General features: G+C 73.3%; 17 protein-coding genes. 8 read left to right on the top strand and 9 right to left on the bottom strand.

The window, feature by feature from the left end:
* Positions 1-87 precede the first annotated feature (87 nt).
* Together O7625_RS14050 and O7625_RS14045 are read left to right on the top strand one after the other, a co-directional pair.
* Positions 88-690, top strand: a complete 603-nt coding sequence (locus tag O7625_RS14050) for a sigma-70 family RNA polymerase sigma factor (RefSeq protein ID WP_067305832.1) — start codon at positions 88-90, stop codon at positions 688-690.
* Complete coding sequence (locus tag O7625_RS14045; protein ID WP_282346373.1) at positions 644-1513, top strand: anti-sigma factor; 870 nt, start codon at positions 644-646, stop codon at positions 1511-1513. The genes O7625_RS14050 and O7625_RS14045 overlap by 47 nt, the downstream gene beginning before the upstream one ends.
* A gap of 188 nt (positions 1514-1701) precedes the next feature.
* Here O7625_RS14045 and O7625_RS14040 read toward each other — a convergent pair whose 3' ends face one another.
* From O7625_RS14040 to O7625_RS14025, 4 genes are all read right to left on the bottom strand, one after another.
* A complete protein-coding gene (locus O7625_RS14040) occupies positions 1702-2661 on the bottom strand; it encodes an electron transfer flavoprotein subunit alpha/FixB family protein (protein ID WP_067305838.1) in 960 nt (319 codons plus the stop codon).
* 11 nt (positions 2662-2672) lie between these two features.
* Positions 2673-3452, bottom strand: a complete 780-nt coding sequence (locus tag O7625_RS14035) for an electron transfer flavoprotein subunit beta/FixA family protein (protein WP_282346369.1) — start codon at positions 3450-3452, stop codon at positions 2673-2675.
* A 236-nt stretch (positions 3453-3688) separates the two neighbouring features.
* Positions 3689-4102: a hypothetical protein gene (locus O7625_RS14030; RefSeq protein WP_282346368.1), complete on the bottom strand. Its 414-nt coding sequence runs from the start codon at positions 4100-4102 to the stop codon at positions 3689-3691.
* Complete coding sequence (locus tag O7625_RS14025) at positions 4099-4896, bottom strand: GNAT family N-acetyltransferase (RefSeq protein ID WP_282346367.1); 798 nt, start codon at positions 4894-4896, stop codon at positions 4099-4101. Before O7625_RS14025 ends, O7625_RS14030 begins: the two co-directional genes overlap by 4 nt.
* Positions 4897-4937: 41 nt before the next feature.
* On the opposite strand from O7625_RS14025, the gene O7625_RS14020 reads away from it, so the two are divergent.
* From O7625_RS14020 to O7625_RS14010, 3 genes are read left to right on the top strand one after another with little or no spacing between them, the layout of a single operon-like run.
* Positions 4938-5330 (top strand): DUF202 domain-containing protein, encoded by a 393-nt coding sequence (locus O7625_RS14020; RefSeq protein WP_067305851.1) that lies wholly within the window; start codon positions 4938-4940, stop codon positions 5328-5330.
* Positions 5327-5647, top strand: coding sequence for a DUF202 domain-containing protein (locus tag O7625_RS14015; protein ID WP_282346366.1), 321 nt, complete (start codon positions 5327-5329; stop codon positions 5645-5647). Before O7625_RS14020 ends, O7625_RS14015 begins: the two co-directional genes overlap by 4 nt.
* A gap of 27 nt (positions 5648-5674) precedes the next feature.
* Positions 5675-6049, top strand: a complete 375-nt coding sequence (locus O7625_RS14010) for a PLD nuclease N-terminal domain-containing protein (protein ID WP_282346365.1) — start codon at positions 5675-5677, stop codon at positions 6047-6049.
* A 12-nt stretch (positions 6050-6061) separates the two neighbouring features.
* On the opposite strand, the gene O7625_RS14005 is transcribed toward O7625_RS14010, so the two are convergent.
* The 4 genes from O7625_RS14005 to O7625_RS13990 all read right to left on the bottom strand — a co-directional run bounded on the left by O7625_RS14005 (position 6062) and on the right by O7625_RS13990 (position 10567).
* On the bottom strand, positions 6062-6880 hold the full coding sequence (locus O7625_RS14005) for an ABC transporter permease (protein ID WP_282346364.1): 819 nt from the start codon (positions 6878-6880) through the stop codon (positions 6062-6064).
* The gene (locus O7625_RS14000) at positions 6877-7860 is read right to left on the bottom strand and encodes an ATP-binding cassette domain-containing protein (RefSeq protein ID WP_282346363.1); all 984 of its coding nucleotides are present in this window, start codon (positions 7858-7860) and stop codon (positions 6877-6879) included. The genes O7625_RS14005 and O7625_RS14000 overlap by 4 nt, the downstream gene beginning before the upstream one ends.
* A gap of 133 nt (positions 7861-7993) precedes the next feature.
* Positions 7994-9616 (bottom strand): acetolactate synthase, encoded by a 1623-nt coding sequence (locus O7625_RS13995; RefSeq protein WP_282346362.1) that lies wholly within the window; start codon positions 9614-9616, stop codon positions 7994-7996.
* Between the two features lie 177 nt (positions 9617-9793).
* Positions 9794-10567 carry an enoyl-CoA hydratase-related protein gene (locus O7625_RS13990; protein WP_282346360.1) on the bottom strand — a complete coding sequence of 258 codons (774 nt, stop codon included), beginning with the start codon at positions 10565-10567 and terminating at the stop codon, positions 9794-9796.
* Between the two features lie 100 nt (positions 10568-10667).
* Here O7625_RS13990 and O7625_RS13985 point away from each other — a divergent pair, with 100 nt between their 5' ends.
* Positions 10668-11216: a DUF6232 family protein gene (locus O7625_RS13985; protein ID WP_282346359.1), complete on the top strand. Its 549-nt coding sequence runs from the start codon at positions 10668-10670 to the stop codon at positions 11214-11216.
* 67 nt (positions 11217-11283) lie between these two features.
* Here O7625_RS13985 and O7625_RS13980 read toward each other — a convergent pair whose 3' ends face one another.
* Positions 11284-11952 carry a ScbR family autoregulator-binding transcription factor gene (locus O7625_RS13980; RefSeq protein WP_282346358.1) on the bottom strand — a complete coding sequence of 223 codons (669 nt, stop codon included), beginning with the start codon at positions 11950-11952 and terminating at the stop codon, positions 11284-11286.
* A 199-nt stretch (positions 11953-12151) separates the two neighbouring features.
* Here O7625_RS13980 and O7625_RS13975 point away from each other — a divergent pair, with 199 nt between their 5' ends.
* A complete protein-coding gene (locus O7625_RS13975; protein ID WP_282346357.1) occupies positions 12152-13066 on the top strand; it encodes a ScbA/BarX family gamma-butyrolactone biosynthesis protein in 915 nt (304 codons plus the stop codon).
* Positions 13060-14133 (top strand): hypothetical protein, encoded by a 1074-nt coding sequence (locus O7625_RS13970; protein WP_282346356.1) that lies wholly within the window; start codon positions 13060-13062, stop codon positions 14131-14133. The genes O7625_RS13975 and O7625_RS13970 overlap by 7 nt, the downstream gene beginning before the upstream one ends.
* Positions 14134-14281 lie beyond the last annotated feature (148 nt).

The following is a 14281-nucleotide window of genomic DNA, read 5'->3' as shown; positions in this document are numbered from 1 at the left end:
GCGGACACGGACCGGGAGAGTGGGGCGGAGGCTGTGGGCGTTACAGTCGGGCATGCCCCAGGGAAGGCGACCCGCCCGGTGACGGCGGTGGGAACAGCAGGACAGGACCCCGATCCACCCCCCGACGAGCTGGCCGAGCGCTTCCGGGCGGGTGACGAGAGCGCGCTGCGGGAGGCGTACGACCGGTTCGGCCGGGCCGTGTTCCACCTGGCCACCAACACGCTGGCCAACCGCAGCGACGCGGAGGACGTGACCCAGGCGACGTTCGTCGCCGCCTGGCTGGGGCGGGACACCTTCGACCCGGCCAAGGGTTCGTTGATCGGCTGGCTGCTCGGTATCGGCCGGCGCAAGGTGATCGACCGGCTGCGCGCCTCGGCCCGGGAGAACCGGGTGGTGGAGACGGTCCGTCAGCTACCCGAGCCGGTCGCCACCGGCGGCGACCCGGACAGCGTGGTCGACCGGCTGGTGATCGCCGACGAGCTGGCCCGGCTCCCGGACGACCAGCGCCGGATGCTGGAGCTGGCCTTCTACGACGACCTGACCCACCAGCAGATCTCGACGGTGACCGGAGTCCCGCTGGGTACCGTCAAGAGCCACATCAGGCGGGGCATGGCGAGCTTGAAACGCAGATGGGAGGTGGACGGTGCCACACCTGGAGCACGACCGGCTGGTCTTTCTGGCGCTCGGTGAGAGCGAGGCGGGCCACGGTGAGACCGACCACCTCGCGACGTGTGTGAGCTGTCGGGACGAGCTGGAGGCGCTGCGGCACATCGCCGGGCTGGGCGCGGACACCCAGGGCCTGCGCGAGTTGCCCGACCCGCCGGCCCACGTGTGGGCCGGCGTGCTGGCCGAGCTCGACGCCGCCGAGAAGCTGCCGTCCCTGGCCGAGGCGCACCGCCAGGGCCTGCCGGGGGTACGTCCGCAGCCGCTGGCCGAGGAGCCGCCCGACCTTCCCCACCGGCCGTCGCCGGCGGTGACCGGTGACCGCCCGGAGCCCCGTCGACAGTCCTCGCGCCCCGACGGGGAGCGTGCCCCCGGGCGACCGGCGACACGGTCCCGGCGGGGCCGGCGGTGGCCACGGTGGGCCACCACCGTCGTCACGGCGACCGCCGCCGCGGTGATCGCGGTGCTCGGCACCGTCGCCGTCCTCGGCGACCGGGGCGGACCCACGCCCCAGCAGGCCGTGCTGGCCAGCGCGCCGCTCACGGCGTACGGCAGCACGCCGAAGGACGCCAACGGTGACGCCCGGGTCTTCGCCGACGGACGACTGCACCTGCACGTCGCGAATCTCCCGGACGTTTCGGGGTACTACGAGGTGTGGCTGATCAATCCGAAGACCATGGAGATGTTCTCGGTGGGTGTGCTGCGCGGTAGCTCGGGCGACGCCCTGCTGCCCCTGCCGCCGAACGTCGATCTCCAGGCGTACTCGGTGGTCGACGTCTCCGCCGAGCAGTACGACAACCGCCCCGCCCACTCCGGCGACAGCCTGCTGAGGGGCACCCTGACGGGCTGATCGGTGGGCCGGTTCAGCTCCCCGGCCCGCCGATCAGCTCCCTCGCCACCCCGCGCTCCCGGCCGCGAGCAGCGCCCCGGTCCCGCCCACACCCCACCGGGCCGCCGCCCGGCACCGACAGGTCCATCCGGTACGACGAGGCCGCCGTCCGCAGTGCGGACGGCGGCCTCGGGCGGACCCGGAACGGGTCACTTACGCTTGCGGATCTCCTCGGCGGCCTGCGGGACGATCTTGAACAGGTCGCCCACCACGCCGTAGTCGGCCAGCTCGAAGATCGGTGCCTCGCCGTCCTTGTTCACCGCGACGATCGTCTTCGAGGTCTGCATGCCGGCCCGGTGCTGGATCGCGCCGGAGATGCCCAGCGCGACGTAGAGCTGCGGCGAGACGGTCTTGCCGGTCTGTCCGACCTGGAACTGGTGCGGGTAGTACCCGGAGTCGACGGCTGCCCGGGACGCCCCGACCGCGCCGCCGAGCAGGTCGGCCAGCTCCTCGACCAGCTTGAAGTTGTCGGCGTTGCCGACGCCGCGACCGCCGGAGACGACGATGCCGGCCTCGGTCAGCTCGGGGCGGGAGCCCTTCTGCTCGGCGACCCGCTCGACGACCTTCGCCAGCTTGTCGGTGTCGGTGACCGACACGGTGAGCTGCTCGACGGCCGGGGTGGCCGCCGCCGGGGTCGGGGTGACCGAGTTCGGCCGTACGGTGACCAGCGGCAGGCCCCTGGTGACCCTGGACTTGACGATGGTGGAGCCGGCGAAGGCGACCTGGGTGGCGGTGCCGTCGGCGTCGAGGCCGACCACGTCGGTCAGGATGCCGTTGTCCAGCTTGACGGCCAGCCGGGCGGCGATCTCCTTGCCCTCCTGGGCCGACGCCAGCAGGACGGCGGCCGGCTGCACCCGGTTGACCAGTTCGGCCAGCACCGTCGCCTTGGGGGCCACCAGGTGACCGTCGATCTCCTCGCTCTCGGCGGCGTAGATCTTCTCCGCGCCGTATTCGCCGAGCTTGGCGCTGAGCGCCTCGGCGGCACCGGCGCCCCCGAGCACCACGGCGCTCGGGGTGCCCAGCTCGCGGGCCAGGGTGAGCATTTCCAGGGTGACCTTCTTGACGCCGAATTCCCTGGTGGCTTCGACGACGACGAGTACCTCAGCCATGTTCAGACCCCTCAGACGAACTTCTCGGTGGCGAGGAACTCGACCAGCTTGACGCCGCCCTCGCCCTCGTCGGTGATCTTCGCGCCGCCGGAGCGCGGTGGACGCTTGGTGTGCTCGACGACGGCGCTGGTCGCACCCTCGAAACCCACCTCGGTGGGCGCGACGCCCAGGTCGGCCAGGGAGAGCGTCTTCACCGGCTTCTTCTTGGCCGCCATGATGCCCTTGAAGGAGGGGTAGCGCGGTTCGTTGATGGTGTCCCAGACCGAGACGACGGCCGGGGTGGCGGCGGTGACCACCTCGTAGCCCTCCTCGGTCTGCCGCTCCACGGTCAGCGTCGCGCCGTCCACGGTGAGCTTGCGGGCACCGGTCAGCGCGGCGACCCCCAACCGCTCGGCGAGCATGTGCGGCATGACCTGCACCCGGCCGTCGGTCGACTCGGCGCCGCAGATCACCAGGTCGGCGTTGAGCTGGCCGAGGGCGGCGGCGAGCACCTTCGAGGTGGCCACCGCGCAGGACCCGTGCAGGGCGTCGTCGAGGACGTGTACGGCGGAGTCCGGCCCCATGGAGAGCGCCTTGCGGATCGACTCGGTGGCCCGGTCCGGTCCCATGGTCAGGATGGTGACCTCGCCGCCGTGCGCCTCCTTGATCTTGAGCGCCTCCTCGATGGCGTACTCGTCCATCTCGTTGATGACGTTGTTCGCCGAACCGCGGTCGACGGTGTTGTCGTCAGCGCGCAGGTTGCGGTCCGCGCCCGAATCAGGCACCTGCTTGACGAGTACGACGATGTTCATCGCGATTCGACGACCCTCCTGTTGGTGGTGTGCGATCTGCTCGCCCGGTCAAGGGCGGAGCTTCGCGCGTCCGTTGACACCCGGTCAACCGCGGGGTGCTGTGCAGTTGCCCACGAACGCCATGTTACCTGCCAGTAGGTTACTGTTCCCGGGCACCCACAGTGACACGGCTCACCGCGTACCCGCCAATCTCGATCTCCGGCCGGAGCGGCTCCACGGCCGGGGGCGGGCGGGTCTTAGGCCGGCGCGGCGAGCGCGGTCCGGATCCGGTCGATGACGTCCGCCTCGGCCGGCGTCACCCCCCGGTGCGCGCGGGCCACCTGCTCGGCCGCGGCCACCACCAGCTCGCGGTACACGGACAGGTCGGCCGGGGACTTGGCCCGCAGGATCTCCACCGCGCGGCCCAGCGCCGGGAGCACCACCGACTCGACCTCCAGGGCCGAGTCCCGGGGCAGCCGGGGCAGCGAGCCGCCGGTGAGCGCCTCCTTCACCAGTCCGCTCGCGCCCGCGAACGCCCCGGACGCGGCGAAGCTCTCCCGGATCATCGCGAACACCCCCGGATCGGCGTTCGACACCAGGAAGACCGCCCCGAAGGCACCCGTCTTGAGGACCTGCTGCTCGTCGTCCGTCAGCCGCTGCTCCATCATCACGGAGTGTAGACGTACGGGGTGGTCGTGGTGACCGGGACGAAGCCGAGTCGCTCCAGGATCGGCCGGCTGTCCTCCGAGGCGTCCACCTGCAACAGCGTCTTGCCCCGCTGGTCGGCCAGCCGGGCCCGGTAGGCCACCAGCGCCCGGTAGACGCCCCGGCGTCGCCACGGCACGAGCGTCGAGCCGCCCCACAGGCTGGCGAAGCCGGTGCCGTTGAGGTAGCGCACCCAGGCGGCGCTGACCACGACGCCCTCCGCCTCGGCCACCAGCACGGTGATCGACTGCGGGTCCGCCTCGATCTCCCGGAGCAGGCCGGTGACCAGGTGCGAACGGTCGCTACGCCAGACCTCCTCCTCCATCGCGGCGATCCGCACCAGGTCGTCCCGGCTGGTGACCTCGCGCAGCCGTACCCTCTCGGGGAGCACCGGCACGGCGGCGGCCAGCGGCGCGACCGGGCCGATCAGGACGGTCTCCCGGTCCTCCGGCACGAAGCCGGCGGCGCGCAGCCGGTCCGGCAGGTCGGCGGGCTCGTCGTGGCTGTTGTGCTTCCACTCCACCGACTCGCCGCGCTGCCGGAACAGCTCGACCTGGCGGGCGATCAGCGCGTCCAGCTCCGCGCCGGCCAGCCCGTCCAGGGTGCGGTAGGTGAGGAAACCGCCGTGGTCCAGGCCCAGCACCCGCACCAGCGGCCCGTCCCGTTCGATGGTCACGCCGGCCGGGACCGGGTCGGGGATCTCCGGCCGGAGCTGTCGGTCGTAGGTGTCACGCAGGGTGGTGGCATCAAGATCTGTCACCGCTCCAGGCTAGGCCGACCGTAAAGCGGATAATCGGCGTCGTGTGGCAGGCGATCAGACGGTGGTTCGACCCGTCGGACCTCGACTCCGTGGGGACCACCCCGGACTACCGCTTCTCGCTGGCCAACGAACGGACCTTCCTGGCCTGGCTGCGCACCGGGCTGGCGCTGATCGCCGGCGGGCTGGCCGCCGCCCAGTTCCTGCCGCCGCTGCCGCTGCGACACCTGCGCGAGGCGATCGCCGTGGCGTTGCTGCTGCTCGGCGGCACGGTCGCGGTCCGCGCGGTGGACCATTGGTCGCGTACCGAACGGGCCATCCGGCTCGGCGACCGCCTGCCGGCCTCGCGCTTTCCGGCCGTGCTCGCCCTGATCGTGGCGGTGGGCGCGCTGCTGCTGGTGGTGGCCGTCCTGGTGCGCGGGGTTAGCGGCCGGTGACCGGCGGCCCGGGGCACGCGGGCGGCGATCCCGGCCTGCAACCGGAGCGCACCCGGCTGGCCTGGCGGCGTACCGCGCTGGCGTTCACGGTGGTGGCCGTGCTGGCGGTCCGGCTGGCGCTCACCGGGGACACCGCCGGGGCGACGCTCGCCGGGGTCACCGTGCTGCTCTGGTCGCTGACGCTGGTGGCCACCTGGGGGCGGGCCACCGGTCGCCGTCGGGCGGCGGTCGACACCCGGGCGGTACCGCTGGTGGCCCTCGCCGCGGCCGGTCTCGCGCTGCTCTGCGTGTCGCTGGTGCTGCGTGAGGTGTGGTGACGCGCGACGCTGCGTCATGATGGAGGCATGGCCCGGCTCTACGTGCTGTTGTTCCTGATCCAGGTGGTGCTCGCCGCCTGCGCGCTGATCAGTTGCCTGTCCGCCGACGACGGGACGGTCCGCGGGCTGCCCCGGTTCGTCTGGGTGTTGGTCATCCTCGTCTTCCCGCTGGTCGGGGCGGTCGCCTGGTTCCTCGCCGGGCGTCCCGTGCCCCGGGGGGACCGGCGGGGCAGGTCGTCCGGCCCGCGGCGGCCCGTCGCGCCGGACGACGACCCGGAGTTCCTGAAGTCGATCGACGAACGGGCGAACCGCGACGACCACGCCCTGTTCCAGCGGTGGGAGGAGGACCTGCACCGCCGGGAGGACGACCGGCCCCGCGGCGGTGAGCGGCCCGAACTCTGACCCCGGCCGGGGTCAGACCCGACGGCGCAGGCCCCGCACCGCGAGCGGGGCGAAGACCGCGGCGATGGCGACCGCCCACAGCAGCGACTGGAGGACCGGCCCGGCGACCGGCCCGCCGACCAGCAGCCCGCGCAGCGCGTTCGCCAGGATGGTCACAGGGTTGACTTCGACCCAGTGCTGGAGCCAGGACGGCATGGTCTCGGTCGGCACGAAGGCGTTGCTGGTGAAGCTGAGCGGGAAGATCACCGTGAAGCCGAAGATCTGGACCTTGTCCGGTTCGCTGACCAGCACCCCGACCAGCACCGACATCCAGGCGGCGGCGAGCGAGAAGACCAGCAGCAGGGCGAACGCGCCGAGCAGCCCGAACAGGCCGTTGCCGAGCCGGAAGCCGAGGATCATCCCGACCCCGAGGAGCAGGGTCAACGACCAGGCCTGCTTGACCGTGTCGGCGACGATCCGGCCGGCGAGCGGGGACCAGCGGGCCACGGGCAGCGACCGCAGCCGGTCGAAGACGCCCTTGGTGAGATCCTGGTTGAGCCCGAAGCCGGTGGTCATCGTGGCGAAGAAGGCGTTCTGCACGATGATGCCGGGCAACGCGAACGTCAGGTACTCCCCCGGGCTGCCCGAGATCGCCCCGCCGAAGACGTAGGTGAAGAGCAGCACGAACATCACCGGCTGGATGCTCAGGTCGAGCAGCTCCATCGGATTGTGTTTGATCTGCACCAGGCTGCGCCAGGCCAGCGTGCCGGTGTGCCGCAGGCCCGCGGTCAGGCCGAGCCGGCGGGTCGGCGCGGGACGGGCCGACGGGGCGGTGACGGTCGCGGCGGTCATGCCGGGCTCCCTTCCAGGATGTCGGCGGTGTCGGCGGTGGCGGTGTCGTCCTCGGCCCGGTGGCCGGTGAGCGAGAGGAAGACCTCGTCGAGGCTGGACCCGCGCAGGGCCAGCTCGGCCACGTGCACCTCGGCGTCGTCGAGGCGGCGGACCACGGCGGGCAGCGCGCCCGGCCCGCTGACCGGCGCGGTGACGGTGCTCTGGTTGACCTCCGGCACCACCCCGGTCACCTCGCCGACGACGGCGAGCACGGTCGGCAGGTCGGTCGCCTCGACCGGCCGGACGGTCAGCACCTGGCCGCCGGTCTTGGCCTTCAGCTCCTCGGGGGTGCCCTGGGCGATCACCCGGCCGTGATCGACCACGGCGATCTCGTCGGCCAGCTGGTCGGCCTCCTCCAGGTACTGCGTGGTCAGCAGCACGGTGACCCCCTCGGCCACCAGCCCCCGGACGATGTCCCACAGGTCGTTACGGCTGCGCGGGTCGAGACCGGTGGTCGGCTCGTCGAGGAAGAGCACCTGCGGCCGACCCACCAGGCTGGCGGCCAGGTCGAGCCGGCGGCGCATGCCACCGGAATAGGTCTTCGCGGCCCGCCCGGCGGCGTCGGTGAGCTGGAACCCGGCCAGCAGCTCGGCGGCCCGGCTCCGGGCGTCGCGCCGGGACAGACCCAGCAGCCGGCCGATGAGCAGCAGGTTCTCGGTGCCGGTCAGGTTCTCGTCGACCGAGGCGTACTGACCGGTGAGGCCGATCAGCTGGCGGACCTGGTGGGCCTCCCGGCGGACGTCGTACCCGCCGACGGTGGCGTGGCCCGCGTCGGCGGTGAGCAGGGTGGCGAGCACCCGTACCGCGGTGGTCTTGCCGGCGCCGTTGGGGCCGAGCAGCCCGAAGACCGTCCCGGTGGGCACCTGTAGGTCGACCCCGGCCAGGGCGGTGGTGTCGCCGAACCGGCGCACCAGTCCCTCGGCGCGGATGGCGTGTGTCATCAGAACTCCCGTCGTTATCGCTGGATCGTCCAACGATGGGCGAGGGGTCTGACGTTACGTGTGTCGCCGCTGTCATTCCGCCGATTTATCCGCCCGGCAGAACACGGCCGCCGCCGGGCGCGGTGCCGGGCGTTCAGGCCAGGTTCGACGAGCGGGGGTACGCGTCGGCCGGGTCGGTGAGCACGTTGACCAGGTACGGCACCCCGGCGTCGAACGCCCGGCCCAGGGCCGGCCCGAGGTCGGCGGCCTTCGCCACGGTCTCCCCGGCACCGCCGAGCGCCTCGACCACCTTGTCGTAGCGCAGCTCGGGCTGCAGGTCGGCGGCGACGTCGTAGCCGTACATGGCCCGCATCGGGTGCTTCTCCAGCCCCCAGATGCCGTTGTTGCCGACCACGATCACCACCGGCAGCCGCTGCCGGACCAGCGACTCCGCGTCCATCAGCGAGAAGCCGGCCGCGCCGTCGCCCATCAGCACGCAGATCTGCCGGTCGGGGTGGCTGACCCGGGCGCCCATCGCATAACCCAGCCCGGTGCCGAGGCAGCCGTACGGGCCGGGGTCGAGCCAGGTGCCGGGCTGCGACGGCTCCAGGTAGCGCCCGGCGTACGAGACGAAGTCGCCGCCGTCGCCGATGGTGACCGCGTCCGGGGCGAGCACCCGGCGCAGCTCGCCGTAGACCCGGGCCGGGCGGATCGGGTCGGTCTCGGCGGCCATCTCGGCGGCGTCCCGGGCCTTGGCGGCGTCCTCGGCGGTCCGCAGCCGGGCGATCCAGTCGGCGTGGTCGGCCCGGTCGCCGGGGTGGTCGGCGAAGGCGGACAGGATCAGCCGTAGGTCACCGGCGGGGCTGGCGGCCGGCTGGACGTGCCCGGCCCGCTGGGTCGGGGCGTCCACGACGTGTACCACCGCCGCGTCGCCGAAGTCGCCGAAGCTGAGCCGGAAGTCCAGTGGGGTGCCGACGACGACCACCACGTCGGCGTCGCCCAGCGCCACCCGGCGGGCCTTGGCGAAGGCGAGCGGGTGCTGCGGCGGGAGCGCCCCGCGCCCCATGCCGTTGGTGAAGACCGGCACCTGCAGCGCCTCGGCGGCCTCACGGAGCGCGGCGACGGCGTCGCCGGCGTACACGTCGGAGCCGGCGATGATCACCGGACGGGTGGCGGCGGCGATCAGCCGGGCCGCCTTCGTCACCTCGTCGGGGTCGGGTTCGATCGGCGCGACCGTGGCCGGGGCGGGCAGGTCGGCGTCACCGACCGAGAAGACCGCCTCCAGCGGGAAGTCGAGGAAGACCGGCCCCCGGTGCGGGGTGAGCGCGGCGGTCAGCGCGGCGGAGACCGCGCCGGGGATGTCGTCGGCGCTGAACACCGTCTCGGCGTGCTTGGTGACCGGGGCGACCAGCGGCAGGTGGTCCATCTCCTGGAGGCTGCCGGAACCCCAGCGGAACTGCGGGGCCCGACCGCCCAGCACCAGCACCGGTGAGGCGTTGAAGTAGGCGCTGGTCAGGCCGGAGATGCCGTTGGTGACGCCGGGGCCGGCGGTGAGCACGGCGACGCCGGGGCGGCGCTGGAGCTTGGCCACCGCCTCGGCGGCGAAGACGGCGGACTGCTCGTGCCGGACGTCGTAGAGCGGGAAACCGGTGGTGTGGGCGGCGTCGTAGAGCGGGAAGACGTGCCCGCCGGAGAGGGTGAACAGCTCCCGTACGCCGTGCGCCCGCAGTGCCGCCAGCGCCAGCGCTCCGCCGTGGCCCTCGACCCGTTCCGTCATCGCCGCTCCCCCTCGTCCGCCGACCGGAGTCACACGCTACTGGCCGGTACGGAAGATGTGAACACTCCTCACCCAGCCGACCTGAACCGGGCTCGGGCCGGGCCGGCAGCCGGGTGGCCGGGCGGGCCGGGCGGGCCGGGCGGGGGCCGGGTGGCCGGCGCGGACGCCCGGGCCGGATCAGCGGCCGGTGAAGTCGGGCTTGCGCTTCTCGACGAAGGCGGCCATCCCCTCGCGCCGGTCGTCGGTGGCGAAGAGCGCGGCGAAGAGCTGGCTCTCCCAGGCGAGCCCGGAGCCGAGATCCATGTCCAGGCCGGCGTCGACCGCCAGCTTCGCCGCCCGCAGCGCCTGCACCGGACCGGTCAGGTACGGCCGGACCAGCGCGACCGCGGCGTCGTAGACCTCGGCCGCCGGGACGACCCGGTCGGCCAGCCCGATCCGCAGCGCCTCCGCCGCGTCCACCATCCGGCCCGACATGATCAGATCCTTGGCGCGGGCCGGGCCGACCAACCGGGCCAGCCGCTGGGTGCCACCGGCACCGGGGATGACACCGAGTCTGATCTCCGGCTGGCCGAGCTTGGCGTCCTCGGCCACCACCCGCCAGTCGCAGGCCAGGGCCAGCTCGCAGCCGCCGCCGAGGGCGTACCCGGTGATCGCGGCGACCACCGGCTTGGGGATCCGGGCGAACGCGCCGATGGCGCTGGAGAGGTCGGCGGCCCGCTCCGCCATGTCCACGTAGGACATGGCGGCCATCTCCTTGATGTCCGCGCCGGCGGCGAAGACCTTCTCCCCGCCGTACACGATGACGGCCCGGACGGCCGGATCGGCGCCGGCGGCCACGGCGGCGGCCCGCAGCTCCTCCTGGACCTGCTTGTTGAGCGCGTTCATCGGCGGCCGCTCCAGCCGGATGGTGCCGATGCCGTCACTGGTCTCCAGCCGCACGAACTCGCTCACGCCGCCCTCACTTCCTCGTCGAAGTCGCGTGCCAACCTTACGACCCCGGTCGTTGGGGTACGTAGTCTGGTGTTCGCCACCCGCGGTCGGGAGTCCAGCGATGATCACGTACTACGACGACCGGTCGGTGCAGGTCACCTCCACCGCCATCCGGGTCGACGGCCGGGCCTACCCGTTGGCCGAGATCGGCCTGGTCTGGCACCGTCGGGGCGGCCGCTCCTGGCGGGTGCTGGCCGGGCGGGGCGCGATCGGCGCGGCCATGGCCGGTCCGCTGGTGGCCGCGGTGGTCGGCATCGCGGTGGCCGTGTGGCTGCACCGCTCCCCCACCGTCACGATCGCCATCGTGGGGGCGTCGGTCCTGGTCGGGCTGGCCGTCGGGCCGATCGCCGACTTCCTCTTCAACCACCTGGACCGGTCGTACGACCGGGGCAGCCGGCAGCGTGAGCTGTGGATCCGCTGGCGGGACCGGCCCGTGCTGCTGCTGCGCACCGGCGACGCCCAGCGCTTCGGGCAGATCTACCGGGCGGTGCAGCGGGCGGTGGAACACACCGGCCCTGCCCTCCGGCGGCCCACCCACCCTCGGGACCGTCCCGCCCCCAGTGTGCCCGGCCCGACCGGCGGCGGCCCGGGCCGGCAGGGTCCGCCGTAGCGGCAGCACCGGCAGTGGACCTCCCGGAGCAGCGCCGGGCGACCTCGGCACCGCACCGGCCGTCACGTCATGACGGGACGCTGTTCTGCCCGGGTGAGGCCGCGATCGACGACACCAGGAGCCGGGCCGCCTCGCCCCAACGTTCGAGCAGGTCCTTGCGGTGGTTCAGCTGCTCAGAGATGTGCTGGATGCCGAAGAACGTCGCCACCAGCACCCGGGCCGCCTGTGCCGGGTCGACCCCGGCGGCCAGTTGACCCTCGCGTGCGGCGGCCTCCAGCAGGTCGGTGAGAAGTGCGGTCCAGCCGAGATAGGGGGTCGGCAGCTCCACGTCGATGAGGTCACGTTCGATCTGCAGCCGCGCGCCCGCCCGGATGATGACGTCGTCGCGGAAGGCGAGCGCGGCCCGGTCGAGCATGGCGATCATGGTCGCGAACGGATCGAGACCCTGGCTGGAGACCTCCTCCAGCATCTTCGGCCAGCGGGCGTAGTGCTCCTCGACGACCGCCCGCGCCAGGGACTCCTTGTTGGGGAAGTAGAAGTACACCGCGCCCTTGGTCATGTCGATCGCTTCGGCGACGTCCTGGAGCGAGGTGTTGCGGAATCCTCGCTCGGCGAACAGGCCGGCTGCCGCACCGAGCAGCAGCCCGTGGGTCCGCACCGCCCGGTCCTGGCGGGGCGCGTGCATCTGACGCGGTTTCTTGGCGGGCCGCCGCGACGACCTCCACGGATCGTTCATCGAACACCTCTCCTCGCTGATGGGCCGCGCCGCTGTGGTTCAGGTCCTCCGCGCGGATCGTCGGCCCCGCTTGCAACATACCGTTGCGTAGGTATTTTTATCAGAGCACCCAGTAGCCCAGCGCCGACGCGGCACGCCGCGGATGCCTGTCGCCAGGCGCTACGACCGGGGGGAATCTCCGATGCTCCGAGATGCATCCATGTCCCGCTCGCGTCCCGCCACCCGGCCCGCCCTGCGGCGGCACCGGCCATCCGGCCTCCCCTCCACCGCGGTCCACAAGCGCCGCGCCGAGGCCGTGCTCCTGAAGGGACGGTCCCGACGACTCGGACCGGACCAGTACCTGGTGCCCGCGTCGTGGCCGGCCGACCATCCCCTGTACCACCCGGACCGCTACGGCCAGCTCGATCCGTTGCTGGTCGCCGAGACGATCCGGCAGACGGGCATCCTCATCGCCCACGAGCACCTCGGCATTCCTCATGATCACATGTTCGTGCTCGGCTCGCTCCATGTCGAGGTGCAGCACGGCGTCCACGCCACGGGTGACCGCCTGCCGGTCGGGGTCGTCGCCCACTGCCGGCACGACGGGCGGGATCCGGGGCGGACCCGGACCGCCATGACGGCGTGGTTCCAGTTCTTCGGACGGACCCTCGCCCGGGCGCGGGTCACCTGGCACACCATGGACGCTGCCCGCTACCACGACGTACGGTGGCCCACCGGTGCCGCGGTGACCTCCGACGGCCCGGCCACGCCGACCGTACCGGGCGACCGGCTCCCGGCCACCCGGGTCGGCCGGCGGCGACCCTGCGACGTCGTGCTGGCCGGCCCCGAGTCCGGGCCATGGCTCCTGAGCCCGGACCCCGCCCACCCCGTCCTGTTCGACCATCCCAGCGATCACGTTCCCGGCATGGTGCTGCTGGAAGGCGTACGCCAGGCTTACGCCGCGAGCCGGGACGACGATCCCGGACGGGCCGCCACCCTCGTGGAGGCGCGGTTCCGCCGGTTCGCGGAGCTGGACGCCCCCGTCCTGATCCGGCGCCGGGAACAGACGTTCACCGCCGAACAGCACGGGAGGATCCTGCTGGAGGCCATGGTCGACGGACCGGGTCCGTGCTGACCGTCCCGGACGACCTGCTGGCCCGGGCCGCCGCCACCGCCACCGGGGCGGACACCACCGGCCGCCTCGGTGCCGACGTGATGGAGGGCGTCCGCGCGGCGGGGTTCGCCCGCCATTTCGTGCCGGCCGAGTGGGGCGGCACCGCAGGGGGATTCGGCGAACTGGTGAACGCCTCGGCCACCCTGGCCGGCTCCTGCACCTCGGCCGCGTGGTGCGCGACGCTGTTCGCCGCGCACGGCCGGCTGGCCGCCTACCTGCCGGCACCCGGCTGTCAGGACGTCTGGGGGTCGTCGCCGGACGTGCTGATCGCCGCTTCGGTGGTGCCACCGCAGGGGGTGGCCACGCCACAGCCGGGCGGCTGGCGCCTGGACGGCACCTGGCGGTACGCCAGTGGCATCGAGTGGGCCGGGTGGGTGCTCCTGGCCGCGTGGACGGGGGAGAGCGAACACCGGGTGTTCGCCGTGCCCGCCGCGGAGGTCACCGTGGAGGCCACCTGGGACGCGCTCGGCCTGCGCGGCACCGGCAGTCACTCGGTCGTCGTGCGCGGCGTCTGCGTGCCCGCACACCGCACCTTCACCCTCGACGACCTGTCCCGCCCGTCCTCACCGTCCGCGGCCCGCTGCCACTCGGTGCCGTACCCGCTGGTCGCCTCCCTGTTGTTCGCCGCACCGGTGTGGGGGGCCGCGCGCTCCGCGGTGCAGGAGGCCGCGACGGGCGAACCGCCCGACCCGGGCTCGGCCCCGGAACGGGCGCTCGGTGCCGCCGCCGCCCGGATGGAGACGGCCGCACTGCTGATCCGGCAGGCGTCGGCCCGGGCCGACGACAGCGGGGCCGGACCGTCGGCGAGCGGGCTGAACCGCCTGACCGTCCCGTTCGCGGCCCAACTCTGCCGGGAGGCGGTCGACGCGCTGTGGACCGCGGCCGGCACGCGGGGTGTCGCGGGCGGCGCGCTCCAGCGGCGGTGGCGGGACGTGCTGACCGCCGTACGCCATCCCATGCTCGATCCGGAGGCCGGGGCGGCGGCGTGGGTACGGGCGCAGCACGTCACCCGGCACCGAAGCCGGTAGCACCCGACCCGCCCGCGCCCGGTCACCGGCACCGCGTCACACCCGGTCACGACCGACGGCCGATCCGGCCCGGGTGGCGGAATCCCGACCCGGTGGCCTGCCGAGCACGACAGGCCACCGGGCAGCGGGCGGTCGAGCCCGCGCACAC

The organism is Micromonospora sp. WMMD714, assembly GCF_029581315.1.
In the GTDB taxonomy this organism is placed as follows: domain Bacteria; phylum Actinomycetota; class Actinomycetes; order Mycobacteriales; family Micromonosporaceae; genus Micromonospora; species Micromonospora rifamycinica.
The sequence above is the reverse complement of the archived record's forward strand: the minus strand, read 5'-3'. Positions and strand labels throughout refer to the sequence as shown.

Excerpts from the sequence above, each read along its gene's own strand:
- O7625_RS14040 (WP_067305838.1), bottom strand. The coding sequence starts at position 2,661 with ATGGCTGAGGTACTCGTCGTCGTCGAAGCCACCAGGGAATTCGGCGTC.
- O7625_RS14035 (WP_282346369.1), bottom strand. The coding sequence starts at position 3,452 with ATGAACATCGTCGTACTCGTCAAGCAGGTGCCTGATTCGGGCGCGGAC.
- O7625_RS14010 (WP_282346365.1), top strand. The coding sequence starts at position 5,675 with ATGGCCCGGCTCTACGTGCTGTTGTTCCTGATCCAGGTGGTGCTCGCC.
- O7625_RS14005 (WP_282346364.1), bottom strand. The coding sequence starts at position 6,880 with ATGACCGCCGCGACCGTCACCGCCCCGTCGGCCCGTCCCGCGCCGACC.
- O7625_RS14000 (WP_282346363.1), bottom strand. The coding sequence starts at position 7,860 with ATGACACACGCCATCCGCGCCGAGGGACTGGTGCGCCGGTTCGGCGAC.
- O7625_RS13995 (WP_282346362.1), bottom strand. The coding sequence starts at position 9,616 with ATGACGGAACGGGTCGAGGGCCACGGCGGAGCGCTGGCGCTGGCGGCA.
- O7625_RS13985 (WP_282346359.1), top strand. The coding sequence starts at position 10,668 with ATGATCACGTACTACGACGACCGGTCGGTGCAGGTCACCTCCACCGCC.
- O7625_RS13980 (WP_282346358.1), bottom strand. The coding sequence starts at position 11,952 with ATGAACGATCCGTGGAGGTCGTCGCGGCGGCCCGCCAAGAAACCGCGT.
- O7625_RS13975 (WP_282346357.1), top strand. The coding sequence starts at position 12,152 with ATGTCCCGCTCGCGTCCCGCCACCCGGCCCGCCCTGCGGCGGCACCGG.